General features: G+C 38.1%; 20 protein-coding genes and 1 tRNA gene. 13 read left to right on the forward strand and 8 right to left on the reverse strand.

The window, feature by feature from the left end; all coding sequences use genetic code 11:
- Window positions 1-61: 61 nt before the first annotated feature.
- The 4 genes from P0G38_RS04925 to P0G38_RS04940 form a co-directional block, all read right to left on the reverse strand.
- A complete protein-coding gene (locus P0G38_RS04925; protein ID WP_074535998.1) occupies window positions 62-1,864 on the reverse strand; it encodes a glycerophosphoryl diester phosphodiesterase membrane domain-containing protein in 1,803 nt (600 codons plus the stop codon).
- Between the two features lie 172 nt (window positions 1,865-2,036).
- On the reverse strand, window positions 2,037-2,636 hold the full coding sequence (locus P0G38_RS04930; protein WP_005229140.1) for a TVP38/TMEM64 family protein: 600 nt from the start codon (window positions 2,634-2,636) through the stop codon (window positions 2,037-2,039).
- Between the two features lie 188 nt (window positions 2,637-2,824).
- The gene (locus P0G38_RS04935) at window positions 2,825-3,295 is read right to left on the reverse strand and encodes a threonine/serine exporter family protein (RefSeq protein ID WP_016608602.1); all 471 of its coding nucleotides are present in this window, start codon (window positions 3,293-3,295) and stop codon (window positions 2,825-2,827) included.
- Window positions 3,292-4,050, reverse strand: coding sequence for a threonine/serine exporter family protein (locus P0G38_RS04940; RefSeq protein WP_074535996.1), 759 nt, complete (start codon window positions 4,048-4,050; stop codon window positions 3,292-3,294). The genes P0G38_RS04935 and P0G38_RS04940 overlap by 4 nt, the downstream gene beginning before the upstream one ends.
- Window positions 4,051-4,328: 278 nt before the next feature.
- On the opposite strand from P0G38_RS04940, the gene P0G38_RS04945 reads away from it, so the two are divergent.
- Complete coding sequence (locus P0G38_RS04945; RefSeq protein WP_010749693.1) at window positions 4,329-4,895, forward strand: TetR/AcrR family transcriptional regulator; 567 nt, start codon at window positions 4,329-4,331, stop codon at window positions 4,893-4,895.
- A gap of 84 nt (window positions 4,896-4,979) precedes the next feature.
- Window positions 4,980-5,067 (forward strand) — tRNA-Ser (locus tag P0G38_RS04950).
- A gap of 142 nt (window positions 5,068-5,209) precedes the next feature.
- Here P0G38_RS04950 and P0G38_RS04955 read toward each other — a convergent pair.
- The 4 genes from P0G38_RS04955 to P0G38_RS04970 form a co-directional block, all read right to left on the reverse strand.
- The gene (locus P0G38_RS04955) at window positions 5,210-6,343 is read right to left on the reverse strand and encodes a tyrosine-type recombinase/integrase (RefSeq protein ID WP_275854169.1); all 1,134 of its coding nucleotides are present in this window, start codon (window positions 6,341-6,343) and stop codon (window positions 5,210-5,212) included.
- 108 nt (window positions 6,344-6,451) lie between these two features.
- Window positions 6,452-7,075 (reverse strand): DUF4352 domain-containing protein, encoded by a 624-nt coding sequence (locus P0G38_RS04960; protein ID WP_275854170.1) that lies wholly within the window; start codon window positions 7,073-7,075, stop codon window positions 6,452-6,454.
- Window positions 7,076-7,164: 89 nt separating this feature from the next.
- Entirely contained in the window at window positions 7,165-7,641 is a 477-nt protein-coding gene (locus tag P0G38_RS04965) for an ImmA/IrrE family metallo-endopeptidase (protein ID WP_275854171.1), read from the reverse strand.
- Between the two features lie 8 nt (window positions 7,642-7,649).
- Complete coding sequence (locus P0G38_RS04970; RefSeq protein ID WP_275854172.1) at window positions 7,650-8,117, reverse strand: helix-turn-helix domain-containing protein; 468 nt, start codon at window positions 8,115-8,117, stop codon at window positions 7,650-7,652.
- Window positions 8,118-8,270: 153 nt separating this feature from the next.
- Here P0G38_RS04970 and P0G38_RS04975 point away from each other — a divergent pair, with 153 nt between their 5' ends.
- The 11 genes from P0G38_RS04975 to P0G38_RS05025 all read left to right on the forward strand — a co-directional run bounded on the left by P0G38_RS04975 (window position 8,271) and on the right by P0G38_RS05025 (window position 12,333).
- Complete coding sequence (locus P0G38_RS04975; protein ID WP_275854173.1) at window positions 8,271-8,534, forward strand: DUF739 family protein; 264 nt, start codon at window positions 8,271-8,273, stop codon at window positions 8,532-8,534.
- A complete protein-coding gene (locus P0G38_RS04980) occupies window positions 8,534-8,860 on the forward strand; it encodes a DUF771 domain-containing protein (RefSeq protein WP_275854174.1) in 327 nt (108 codons plus the stop codon). The genes P0G38_RS04975 and P0G38_RS04980 overlap by 1 nt, the downstream gene beginning before the upstream one ends.
- A gap of 13 nt (window positions 8,861-8,873) precedes the next feature.
- On the forward strand, window positions 8,874-9,011 hold the full coding sequence (locus tag P0G38_RS04985; RefSeq protein WP_179190645.1) for a hypothetical protein: 138 nt from the start codon (window positions 8,874-8,876) through the stop codon (window positions 9,009-9,011).
- Between the two features lie 4 nt (window positions 9,012-9,015).
- Window positions 9,016-9,270, forward strand: coding sequence for a hypothetical protein (locus tag P0G38_RS04990; protein ID WP_275854175.1), 255 nt, complete (start codon window positions 9,016-9,018; stop codon window positions 9,268-9,270).
- The gene (locus tag P0G38_RS04995; protein ID WP_275854176.1) at window positions 9,263-9,556 is read left to right on the forward strand and encodes a hypothetical protein; all 294 of its coding nucleotides are present in this window, start codon (window positions 9,263-9,265) and stop codon (window positions 9,554-9,556) included. Before P0G38_RS04990 ends, P0G38_RS04995 begins: the two co-directional genes overlap by 8 nt.
- Window positions 9,557-9,574: 18 nt before the next feature.
- Window positions 9,575-9,796: a hypothetical protein gene (locus tag P0G38_RS05000; protein WP_275854177.1), complete on the forward strand. Its 222-nt coding sequence runs from the start codon at window positions 9,575-9,577 to the stop codon at window positions 9,794-9,796.
- A 168-nt stretch (window positions 9,797-9,964) separates the two neighbouring features.
- Window positions 9,965-10,789: a rolling circle replication-associated protein gene (locus P0G38_RS05005; RefSeq protein ID WP_275854179.1), complete on the forward strand. Its 825-nt coding sequence runs from the start codon at window positions 9,965-9,967 to the stop codon at window positions 10,787-10,789.
- A 14-nt stretch (window positions 10,790-10,803) separates the two neighbouring features.
- The gene (locus tag P0G38_RS05010; RefSeq protein WP_275854181.1) at window positions 10,804-11,211 is read left to right on the forward strand and encodes a hypothetical protein; all 408 of its coding nucleotides are present in this window, start codon (window positions 10,804-10,806) and stop codon (window positions 11,209-11,211) included.
- Window positions 11,186-11,686 carry a Holliday junction resolvase RecU gene (locus P0G38_RS05015; RefSeq protein WP_269924015.1) on the forward strand — a complete coding sequence of 167 codons (501 nt, stop codon included), beginning with the start codon at window positions 11,186-11,188 and terminating at the stop codon, window positions 11,684-11,686. The genes P0G38_RS05010 and P0G38_RS05015 overlap by 26 nt, the downstream gene beginning before the upstream one ends.
- Before the next feature lie 4 nt (window positions 11,687-11,690).
- Entirely contained in the window at window positions 11,691-11,993 is a 303-nt protein-coding gene (locus P0G38_RS05020; RefSeq protein WP_196044482.1) for a hypothetical protein, read from the forward strand.
- Window positions 11,953-12,333: a hypothetical protein gene (locus tag P0G38_RS05025; RefSeq protein WP_275854186.1), complete on the forward strand. Its 381-nt coding sequence runs from the start codon at window positions 11,953-11,955 to the stop codon at window positions 12,331-12,333. The genes P0G38_RS05020 and P0G38_RS05025 overlap by 41 nt, the downstream gene beginning before the upstream one ends.
- Window positions 12,334-12,349 lie beyond the last annotated feature (16 nt).

Consider the following 12,349-nt stretch of genomic DNA (forward strand, 5'->3'; position numbering starts at 1 on the left):
CCAACTAGCAAAAAATGCTGCTCAACGGAACACCGTGAGCAGCATTTTTCTTCGTGTGAGATCAGCCAACGCCGATCACAAAATTCAATAGTTTGTCTGAATAAGTCATATCTTCTTCCGTCACACTCAACTCTTCATTTAAGATCCCCATCTGGTCAGTAATGATCCCGTCCACCCCGTAAAAACGCATCCGGCTGATAGTATCCGCATCATTGGGGGTCCAAACGAACACTTCCTTGCCATCGGTTCGGGCAGAAGCGATGAAGTTGCGGTTGATCGTACTGTATTCCATTGTCAGAAAATCGGCACTAGTCAGTGGTGGCCCCACGACATTGAAGGGCATGATGTATCCTGACGTCAATTCAGGTGCTTTATCTTTTAATTCTTCAACCACTGTATAGGAGAGGCTTTGCATAATATGACCATTTGTAAGGAGGTCCTCTTGATATCTTGCTAAAAAGGCATTTACAAGTTCCTCGGTATCTTTTCGCTGCGTTTTGATCTCCACCAGCAGTTTTTGGTCCAATTGGTTGGCAAGCGCCAAGTATTCATCAAAGGTTGGAATACGTGCTGTCTGATTGTTTTCCGAAACCGTCAGTGATTCGGCGTAACTCAAAGGCAATTGCTCTGGTTTGCCCTGACCACCTGTCAACGGACGGTAAGAAAAATCATGATAAACAATAAAATGACCATCACCGGTTTGCTGGACGTCCATTTCAATGTAATCCGGTTGGTACTTCTCGCTAGTAAAGCGTAGTGCTTCAAGAGAATTTTGGACCCCTTGTCCGTCGCTGACCCCTCGATGGGAGATCGTTACCGGATGGATTGAAGCAGCTGAAGTCAGATAGTTCATATTATATAGACTAACACCGACACCGAAAAGCACCGTTACCAAGGTAAACAACGAACTTTTTAGACCTAAGAAATGACGCTGGTTCAATGGTTCTTGGTGGAACCATGAAGGAATCTCTGGTAAAAAGCCTTCATCATCCATGAAATCAACGATGATGTAAAAAATGGCTACCGTCGATAAAATGACATTCAGTAACAAGATAAATTGCAAGAAAGTCATAATAAAAACAGCACTATACAACGCATAGTCCGGTGTAACAACTTCAATCACCGCCTGAATGGTAATCAGCAAAGTGAAGCCCAGTGTTGAAATCAACAAGATGCTACCACCGATAAAGACAAATTGTCCAACGATGGCAAAAAAACGTCGTTTTGTTACTTGGAGGCTTTCTTTGATCGCTTTTCGAAAGGGCAGATCACGTAATATCATTTCTGGCAAGGCAAAGATCACGCGAATCCCCAAGTAAATCAACAAAACATAAACCAACAGCACTGCCCCGATGATCAAGACACGGTTGGCAAAAATGAAATCCATGATAAATGCGGGAATTTTGATTTTTGCGAGTAAATCAGAATTAAAACTCAACCCACCGATCGGTAAAATCAGTAAGAAGTAAAACAGGAAAAATAAAAAGGTCATCGGCCGTAATTTACGCAACTGCAAAACAGTCATCCGTAACAATTGCCGCAAGCTGATCGGCTGTTTCTTTTTAATAAAATAGACACTTAGCAGCAAAAAAGTAAACTCAAAAAAGACGGCTAATAAAATCAAAAGTAAAATCAGTGTTAATGAGAGCAGCACGACTGGGTGGTCGGTAAAGATACTGCCGATATTATCAAAAGAAAGGTAAGGCAAGCCCCCGCGTTTTAAGACGAACTTGGTGGAAGCCGATAAGATTGGGATCACTAAGAACAACAAAGCACCGTGCATCAGTAACACATCACGGAAGTAGGCGTTGCTGTCTTTCAAAAAATCCCAAGTGTTGACTAAGCTGTTTTTTAAATAATTCATGGTCGTCATCCTAACAAAAGTAAGTATTTTGGTTCCTATTTATTCTAGAAAGGCGGAAAAAAAGAGTCGAACAGTTTCAGAAGCACATTCGCCACAGGTATAGATCCCTGTATGAAAAGCAGCTCCTTCATGTTCGGCTCAATGAATTGATCGTTTTTCTTACCTATTTTTCTTATCCGCCTAACAAACCAGTTAAGAATGTTCCACCATAAATCAAAGCCATGCTGTACAAGAAAATTGAAGCAGGTTTTGCCAACAAAATAATCAACGTAAATTTCTTCACTGTCATGTTGGTCAAGCCAGCCATTAGACAAAGGGCATCATCTGGGGCGACTGGTAGAAAGATTGCAAGGGCGAAAAGTTTTTCAAATCGGCTTTGGTTATCTAACCAGCCAATATATTTATCGTAAGTCTTGTCACTGATCATACTTAAAATGAATGGTTTACCGTATCGTCGGCCTAGCAGGAAAATAATGACAGAACCAATACTGATTCCTACATAGTTATAAACGAATCCTAGATAAGGACCGAAAATCAAGACACCCGCAGCGCTGGAGACACCACCGGGAATGATCGGGATCACTACTTGCAAGATCTGCAAAAGGATAAAGACGATTGGTCCTAAGATAACGGAATTTCCAACTAGACCTCGCAGTGCATTAATGTCTTTGAAAACACCTAGATTGATAAAATAGATCGTTAATGCGATAGATAAACCTAAGCCAATAATAGAAATCGTATTAATGATACGACGAGAAGTTGCTATGCTCACAGGACTTCATCTCCTTTATGTTTCATAATCCCACTATACGGGGTGAGACCAGAAAAATCCAGTAAAACAAATGACAAACGTCAAACAGTTTTGTAAGGTATGCCTTTATTATAAAAGAAGTCCGAAAAGAAAACATTGTACTAAAGTCTGAAATAAGAAAAATTTATAGTTTCTGCGCACCAATAGTTTCAGGAGATTTTTTTATCTGAGGGATGTTTTTTCGTTCGCTTCATTTGCCAACGATTAACGATCTTTTCAACCACACTCGTCATCATGAAGCCTCCAGCGATCGCCCCAGCGGTGATGACAACGATCATCAGATTTTCAAAGCCGACAAAGTTGTCGCCCAAAGCGAATTCTCGAACGGCTTTGTAGGCAGGACCACCCGGTACGAGAGGAACGAGGCTAGGAATGTTAAAAATGATCATGGGCATTTTTTTTCTGCGGGAAAAAAAGATGCTGACGCAACCGACGGCAAATGCGGCTAAGAAGTTGGCGCTTCCTAGACCGTAGCCAATCGTTTTCAATGACCAATAGATCATCCAGCCAACCGTTCCAGCGATGCCTGTTGCAACTAAGGCTCTTTTAGGAATATTGGTCAAGATACCAAAGGTCACGGTGCTTAAAAAGCTAAAGGAAAGGTGAATAAAAATCGTCATGAGATCCCTCCAAATAAGGTGAAGACCGTGGCGATGCCAACACCGATCGCGGCAGCTGTGAAAATAGCTTCAGTTCCCCGAGCAGTCCCACTGATGAGATGGCCTGCCAAAATATCCCGAAAGGAATTGGTGATCGCTACACCAGGAACTAAGGGCATGACGGCACCGATAATCAAATTATCGACGTTTTGTGCGACATGAAGAAAGACCGCTAGAAGAGACAAAGTGCCGATCAGTAAAGAGGCGCAAAACATATCCAAAAAGCGGATATCGATGACTTTTTTGACCCAATAGGCGCATAAAAATCCCAGACAGCCAATGACAAACGTTGCTAGAAAATCAAACCAAGCACCGCCGAAAATAATCATTAAAGTACTGCTGACCACGCCCGCACTAAACACCTGCAGCCAATAAGGAAAACTTGGTGTCGTTGGATTGACCTTTTTTAATGCCTCGTGCAGTTCCACTAATGAGATTTTTTTTTCAGCATAGGCACGGGACAATCCGTTGACGGCAACAATTTTTTCGAGATTGATGACTCGATCATGAACATTTTCTACTTGTGCATAGTGGCTACTGCGTAAGCCCATAAAAAGTCCAGTTGCTGTTACATAACTAATGCTGCCTTGCTCCCCGGCATTTGCTGCAATTCGATTCATTGTATCTTCCACTCGATAGACTTCCGAGCCGTTTTCCATCATGATTTTTCCTGCCAACAAACAGGTCTCCAATAATAGCTCTTTTGATTCAGCCATTTCCAAACTCCTTTTTCAATCGAATTTGCGCACTACATTCTTAGTGTACAATTTCAGCGAGTTTTCAACAAGGAAGAAAAGTAGATTTGAAAAATAACTAGCAGTCAATGCGTAGGATTTTTTGTGATAAATGAAAGGAGAAGCACTTCTTTTAATTAGTAAACATTCGTTTTTAATGAACAAAGTGAATAGAAATAAGATAACGGATGGAGTGTTTTATTTTAAAAAAATGAATATCTCGGTTACAATTAAATAAATATAAAAAGGGGGATTTATTGATGCGAAGGAAGGTCTATACAAGAGAACACATTTTGAAGGCCGCTTATGAACTGATCAATAGAGAAGGTTTTGGCAATTTTACGGCCCGGAATATCGCTAAGCACATGGGAATTTCTACTCAACCGATTTATCTTGAGTTCGAAAATATGCAGGACTTAAAAAATACCTTGGTGGAGGCTGTTTTCAAAGATTTATCGGAAAATGTTTTTCCAGTTGTTCGAACAGGAGACAAACTTGTTGATTTAGGCCTGAATTATATACGCTTCGCTCAAGAGCAGCACAATCTCTACATCGCCCTTTTTATCGACGACTATGGCGGTGGGAAATTGATGCATGATTTTTCATCGACCTATTTCAAATCCTTGATCAAATCAGAAGAAAAATATGCGGATCTTTCAGAAGATGCGGTAAATGCACTACATAATGGCGCATGGATCGTTGTGACTGGTTTGGCTTCCTTAATGTCGGCGGGTATCATCACACCCACCGATGACCAGATCATCAAAATCATCAACGAGACCATTGAAGGCGTAATCGAAAAGAAAGATAGCTACATCTTCGATTAAAGAACAAAAAATCTGCATCCCATTACTTATTGGGTGCAGATTTTTCTTGACATTTTTAATAAAACTAGCGAAAATAACTGTTATGGAGAGTTGGCAGAGTGGTAATGCAGCGGACTCGAAATCCGCCGACCCGGTTCATCCCGGCGCGCAGGTTCAAATCCTGTACTCTCCTTATGAAGAAACCAGAAGAACCCCTGATTATATAAGGAATGCTTATATATCAAGGGTTCTTCTGGTTTTTAAAATATAAGAAAGTGGAAGAAAACTAGAGAAAATAAAATTATTTTGCACCGATTTTGCACGAGATTAAGGATTCATGCAAATAGCTCACCCATTGTCGTGCTAACGATTTGAGATTCTTTTTGTTCCATTTCATCAAGAATATGCTGATAAATACCTAATGTCGTTTCAATTTTTTTATGGCCCAAACGTCTGGAAACGTATTTTAGATTAACACCTTGATAGATAAGTATTGATGCATGTGTATGTCGAAGGCCATGAAAGTTTATAGGTTGATCTATTCCAATTTTCTTTTGATGTTTCTTCAACGTTTTGTTTACTGCAGAGTTTGATATTAACTCCATATCGTCATTTAAAAAAACTAGATTTTTCTCATTCTTTAGTATTCTGCCAAAGTAATATTCACGTTGATGTTTCTTTAATTGTTTCAGAAGGTCAAGAGTGAAGTCGTCAACAGTAATAAGGCGCATTGATTGGTAATTCTTAGTATTTGAAAAGTCTTGTTTGTATACATAGTCCCATGTCTTCTCAACTCTAACAGTTTTATCTTCAAAATCTATACAGTTCCAAGTCAATCCAAGTATTTCCGCATATCGCATTCCTGTAGCAATACCTAAAAGAATCATATATCTGGATACGTATGTTGGTTTGATGCCATCAATCAAAGAATTTGTGAGTTTTTTGGTTTCATTGTAGCTTAGGAATTTATCTCTATCTGATTTATCTGAAATACCACCACGAGATGAAACCTTATAAGTAGGGTCCTTGAAAATAATTCCTTCTTGCAGTGCATCTTGGATCGCTGCTTTCATATAGATGTGAATTTTTGAAACAGTGGAGGAACGTCTCGTTTTAGCGAATACATTCAGCTTCTGTTGATAAATTTTCCTATTCAAATCTTTAAGTTTTATTCCTTTGAAATTTGCTTCCGCAAATTTTATAGATTTTTCTATATCAGCATCATTTGCTTTAGAAAACTTTCCTTTTCTATAAACTTCATACCATTCTCGAAAATAAACAGGAAACTCCTGGTCAGCATCAGAAATTCTAAATCCTTCAGTTAGTTTCTTTTCAATGGCTGTAGCAGCTAAATGTGCTTCTTTTTTTGTTGCAAATTTTCCTTTTGTTTTTGTTTTATATTTACCATCAGTATCTTTGTAAGAGACACGATACTGCCATCCGTTATCTTTCTTTTGAATACTAGCCATATTGATTCAACTCCTTAGTTTTGCTACAATAGGCATGACTAAATAAGCCTTACGTTTATTTGTGTCCAGCACGTCCTCGACCGCCAAGAAGAGGGACGTGCTTTCTTATTATTTGAGACTAAAGAAAACTTTAGAATTAAAATCGGTGAAAGAAATTAAAGTATCATCACCTGTAGGAACTAATAATGCAACTTTACCTGAAAGTTCTCCACCTTCATAAAGTTCTTTGTATCCAAACTCACTACCTTCTGAAAATGTACCATAAGTATCTTGTGCAACCTCTTCACCTTTAGAGCTGATAGGTGTAAAAGAAGGCATTGCGTAGTATGGCTCATCTTGACTACCTTTATTCATCTTCATTTTAACATCAAATACTAACCATTCTTTTCCTTCTGGGGCAGCTTCATTGTACTCATTTTCAGAGAGTAAAAAATCGTAAGCTTCCTGGCCACGCAAAGGATTGCTGATCGTCATTGAAATATTAGAATTTATTTCTGTTCCATCTTCCGCATAGTAAGTGTTATCAAATGTTGCTGTACTTCCTAATGGAACAGGGTTAGAACGTTTGCCGACAGCACTTTCTTCAGCCGTACTAGAAGAAGCTGTTTCACTAGCAGTAACAGCTGTACTTGTTGAATTAGAAGATACCTTAACTTCTGAGTCTCCGCTGCTACAAGCCGCTAAAGTAATACCACATAAAGTAACTAGCCCTAAACTTAATAATTTTTTCATTTCAAATACTCATTCCTTTGTTATAATATATTTGTACATTCTTAGGAATGAACCCTGCTTTTAGAAGTTGCCGCTTCTAAAGGCTTTTTTTATCCAAAAACTCTCAAAGGTTCGACTAATATAAACTCATTGTCAAACGTAAATTTGAAGTTGCGATGATAGTGAAATTTACCGAATTTGTTAAAGTAATGGACTAAAGCATCTTCGAAAAAATCGGGAGTTACATCTAGGTATTCACTGCATTCGTAGATATTAGTGCAACCATTCAGTCCGCATTCTAAAAGAGCATCAAGTGTGATCAAAATTTCAATTCCAAACCTTCTAGCTTTCCATTCCTCTTTCCAAGATCCAGAAGCTTTGTAGTCAATAATGTTACCAACGGTCTTTTTATGATGACCATATTCTTCCGCTAAGACAACCTTCTTTTTTCTATTAGTTTTGGTTTTATCTAGGTAAATTCGGTTGCTTCTATATAGACCGGTATAACCAGTATCTTCTTCAAGCGGTAATTCGATTACCGGAATTTCATTCATAACTTTATCCAAAAGATTTTCATAATCATCCATTTGCAACCCTACTTACCATCAAATTTTTTATCAGCTTCATCAAGATATCGATTAAGTTCGATAAATTCTTCTTGAGTAATCCTTTTGTTAGGATCGTCAGAGTGGGCAGCAATAGTGAAGTTTTCTTTATTCTGTTCGTGCATTTTGTATTTAGCAAAGTCGAGTACATCATCTTTTTTACTAGTATCTAGATTTTGGAAAATATCCATTAATTCAATTTGTTTTGGATCTACTTCATTCGAAAAAGTAGATTCATGGATTTCTCTGGTCATTGGCGAGTCCATTCCCATGAGCCATGCTTCATTTACTTCTAAAGCATTTGCCATAAGAAAGATGTTATCTTGTTTCGCTTCGTATTTCCCATTTATATAGTCGCTGATAGAGTTACGACCAATTCCAGTACGTCTAGCTAATTCAGCTTGAGATATATTTTTATTTTTTAAAGCTATTTTTAGCCGATCAGAAAAGTTGTTCATTATTCTGTACACCCCTTTACAATGATTATACTGTTAAGAATTCTGAATAGCAAGCAAAAGATACAGAAAACTGAACAAAATGTGTTGACATTCTTTTTTTTATAAACTATGATGGTTTTGTACAGAAAACCGAACAGTCTGGAGGGGAAAAGAATGAAAAAAATAGACATTGTCTACGATTATGAATTGCTGAAGGATAAAATATCGGAAAAAGGACTTACTCAAGAAACCTTAGCACCTAAACTAAATATGAGCAGAACATCGTTGAATCTAAAATTGAATAGCAAGTCAAACTTCACGCAAACTGAGATTAAAGTTATGGCTGAACTGCTAAATATTCCTTCAAAAGAACTGGGGAATTATTTTTTTAAAGGTTTTGTACAGAAAAATGTACAAAATGTTAAGGAGGTGATTTAATGTCTCAAACTATTGAAATCAATACCCCTATTCAAATCTTAATACCTTCACATTTAAAAGTTGTTGAGATTGAAGAATATGAATCGTTAAAGAAAAAAGATTTGATGGGTCAAACTTGGACGATGGATGATCTTAAGGAACGACTGCAAACTACTGACGAAAATTGGATAAAGGAAAAAATCCTTTATCCAAACAGAGAAATACTAGATGTCAGGAACGGCGGTTTTGTTCGTTACTCAAAAGGCAAAGGGAATCCTTGGAAATTCAATGCTTTAGAAATGGCGAAGTATTTGCAAGAAAACTGGGCAAATATCATGTCAGATTGAAAGGAGGAATTTTGTGAATAAGAAATGGTTAGCTACGCTCCATGACAATCCGTTGTATAAAGCACGTCAATTACAAGGGATTGCTTATGCCAGCTTATTGTTAAACGGTATTTTGTTAGCTATTTGTTTCCTATTAATGATTGGAGGATAACTAGATGTTTAAAGAAAGAGAAATTATTTTCACTACTAATCGAATGTATGTTAAGCCATACACTCAAAAAATTAAGTCGATTATCTGGAATAAGTTTGAATCGACATGTGAAGTAGAGGATCGTTCATTTGATAGCGATGAGACACCAAAGATTGCGTTATATTTTGTTGTTTCAGATGACCAGTTTCAAAAGTTACAAATGGCAATCCCTAAGTTGCTACCGGATTTAGTAAGTAAAGGAGGAATTCAATATGAATAATGACCAGTTAGCCCTAACTTTAGCCGATAAGTTGATGGCAAAAGTCAATAGTTTGCTAGATGCAGAAGTTCGAACAATTACTAACGATTTACAGGATACTCAAAAGGATATTGAAGCAAAACGCACGATTTCAATAAAGGTTGGAATCAAAGTCACTAGTGATCATCGAGGAATTACCATCGATGCAGAATCAAATCATGGATTACCGAAACGAGAATTGGAACCAGTTGTTTATCCAATTGATGTCAATAATTCTGGACAGATAAATTTGTTCGAACATGAGTGAAAGCTGCAGGTGATGTAGATGTTATCAAATGCGATCGATTACTTGGAAAAAATGCCTGCAATTGTTATGCAGGTTCGTATGAGGAAACGTGGCGAGAATTATGTATACAGTATTGAAGCGAAAACTGAACGAGGTAGAGTAGAAACATTTCAGTTGCGTGGAAGGACGTTGTATCATCATGTTTTTCATCTTGGAAAACAAACCGAAGAAAAGGTTCTTTTCCAGTTTTCAGAACAATAAAAAAAGCCGCCAAAACTGGCGACTTCTGAGAATGGTATTTCTTATCTCCGACAAGATAAGTATACCATCCTCAGACTATTTTTGCAAAAAACGCTGCTATTTCGGCGTTTTATCGTCCTTGTATTAGATACTAACTTAACGGACGTAGAAAATTCTGGGGTGTTTGTCATGAAGAAATCATTTGTTAGAGAACGCAGAGTGGAAGCAGGACCTTATAAAGAAATCCGCATTTACAGTAGGACGATCGAGCAGGAACGAAAATGCAGAGAACCCAGAGGTAGGAGAAAAAAAGTCACTGGTTTATCTCAAGCAAGATGGAATCAAGCCCAAAGTAAAAGAAAGGCTGCATTGTTTCTATATGCAAATTTTGGAGAGAAAGATTACTATGCCACGTTCACTTATTCCGATCAGTTTCTCCCTGAAAAGCCTGCTGATGCAAAGCGTGATCAAGAAAACACTTTGAAAAAACTAAAAAGGCTCTATGAGAAAGAAGGGTTCGAACTCAAGTACATGTGGTTTACCTCTTATCAATACGATGAGGAAGTAGGCTATATCACTCGAATCCATCACCATATCGTTTTAAACAATGGACCATCACGGGATGCAATCGAGAGTATTTGGTCTAAAGGACGAGGAAAGAAGAAGCAGCCTCTTGGTCGAAGGCAAGTGCAAAACATTCAATACGATTCAGATGGGATGCAAGGCTTGGTCAATTATTTAACTGGTCAAGAGAAATGGGAAAATCGCCAGTGGAAGAAAGGTCAAAAGCGATGGTCCAAGAGTCGAAACCTTAAAGAACCACACGAAACAACGAATGATGATTATTGGTCATTTAGAAAACTAAATAAATTAGGTATGTCCAACGATGATGGAGCAGAGGAAATTCTTAAGAGGTTTCCTCAATACCGGATTTTAGGAGATATATTGAAAATCTACGATGAGGATCGTGGGTGGTATTTCAAAATCGAACTGTTCAGAAATGATGATGGATAGAGAAAGAGGTAGAAATGGAAAGTAAACAAACGTATCTGGTCGCCTGCTTTGATAAATCAGATTGTATCGACATAATGCAGGAAGTCTTTTTGATGTTAAACATTGATGATCAAAACAAAGGGAAATTCTCTCCATGTATTAAAACATTGGAAATCAAATCAGAAGAAAAGGAAATCCGGTTTCTTCAAAATCAGCAAATTTGCGATGCTGCATCAAACAAGTTAAATGATCATTCAGCATACGCAGGAATAGTTAAGAGTGATCGGTTTTCACAATTCGTTTGCTTTGAAGACAAAGCAAACTATGAGCGCATTTATCGTAGAACACTAGATACATTTGGTCAAAATGACAAAGAAGGATTTGTTACTAAACTAATGCAGAAAGTAGGTAGAAACGATGTCTTCAAGAAATTACCAAAATAGAGTAAACAATGATTTGGGCGATATCTTTGAAAAAATGATTGATCAAGGATGCTGGTACTACAGAACAAAAGAAATAGCTTTAATTGAAAAAACACCTGAACCGTTTCGTGTGAAGCAGATACTCGGCGATGGCAGAATGATCGTTTATCCGATTGGGAAAGCTCAACCAGATTACAAAGGAACTCTATGGGATGGACGTGCCATTGTTTTTGAAGCAAAGATGACCACAACGGATCGATTAAAAAAATCAGTGATCACACAAAATCAGGCGGCCTTGTTGGATCTCCATCAAAAATTAGGAGCGATGGCAGGTGTTTGCTGCATGATCAAAAAGACCGTTGGGTTTATCCCATGGAGTGATTGGCAGAACATGAAAGAAAAATATGGCCGTCAGTACATTCTTGAAGAAGAGTTGGAAGATTATCAGGTTGCTACGCCGGGCTACATCGATTTTCTGAATAAAACGAATTGGTGATCCTATGGATGAAAGAATAACCAGTTTTAAAGTAGCACGTGTCGAATTCACCATGTTTTGCGAGGTACGAGGATGGACGGTTGAGTATTTTTCTAACAATCCCAAGAATTACCGTCAATACTATGCAAGATGTTACGTTCCGGAGAAGGCAGATACCTATCATTTTATTATTACACTTGCAGGGAAGTACTATCGCCTTCTTGGAAATAAGCAGTGGGAGCCTTATGAATATGTGTATAAGCCAGCAGATGCAGGAGGTGATCAACATGAAACAGAACCAACAGGTGATGAAGCAGAAAGAACATGAAAAAAAGAAGCGTCACAGAGAACGTGCTTTAAAACTACAACGATTACTTTATCTATCTAACCTTGATGATCGAGAGATTGATCCAATAAGCGAGGAAGAGCTGGAAGCATTGCGTGTTGAACTCTGGAGAGGGGAGCAATCCCATTTGCGAATTGTAGAGGTTCTTTACAAAGGCGAAGTAATTTTCACAGGTACTCGGAAAGACGTATGTCGGAAGTGCAAAAAAGCAAATCGAACGATGAGCGATTTATTACGTTATGGTCATGAAGATAAACAAGGAAGGACTTACCGCTATAAGGATTGGAGTGGGCCCATTGACGATGGGGTTGATTACGATTAATCAAAATAATTGGAGG

This window comes from Enterococcus casseliflavus (assembly GCF_029215545.1).
Lineage (GTDB): Bacteria > Bacillota > Bacilli > Lactobacillales > Enterococcaceae > Enterococcus_D > Enterococcus_D casseliflavus.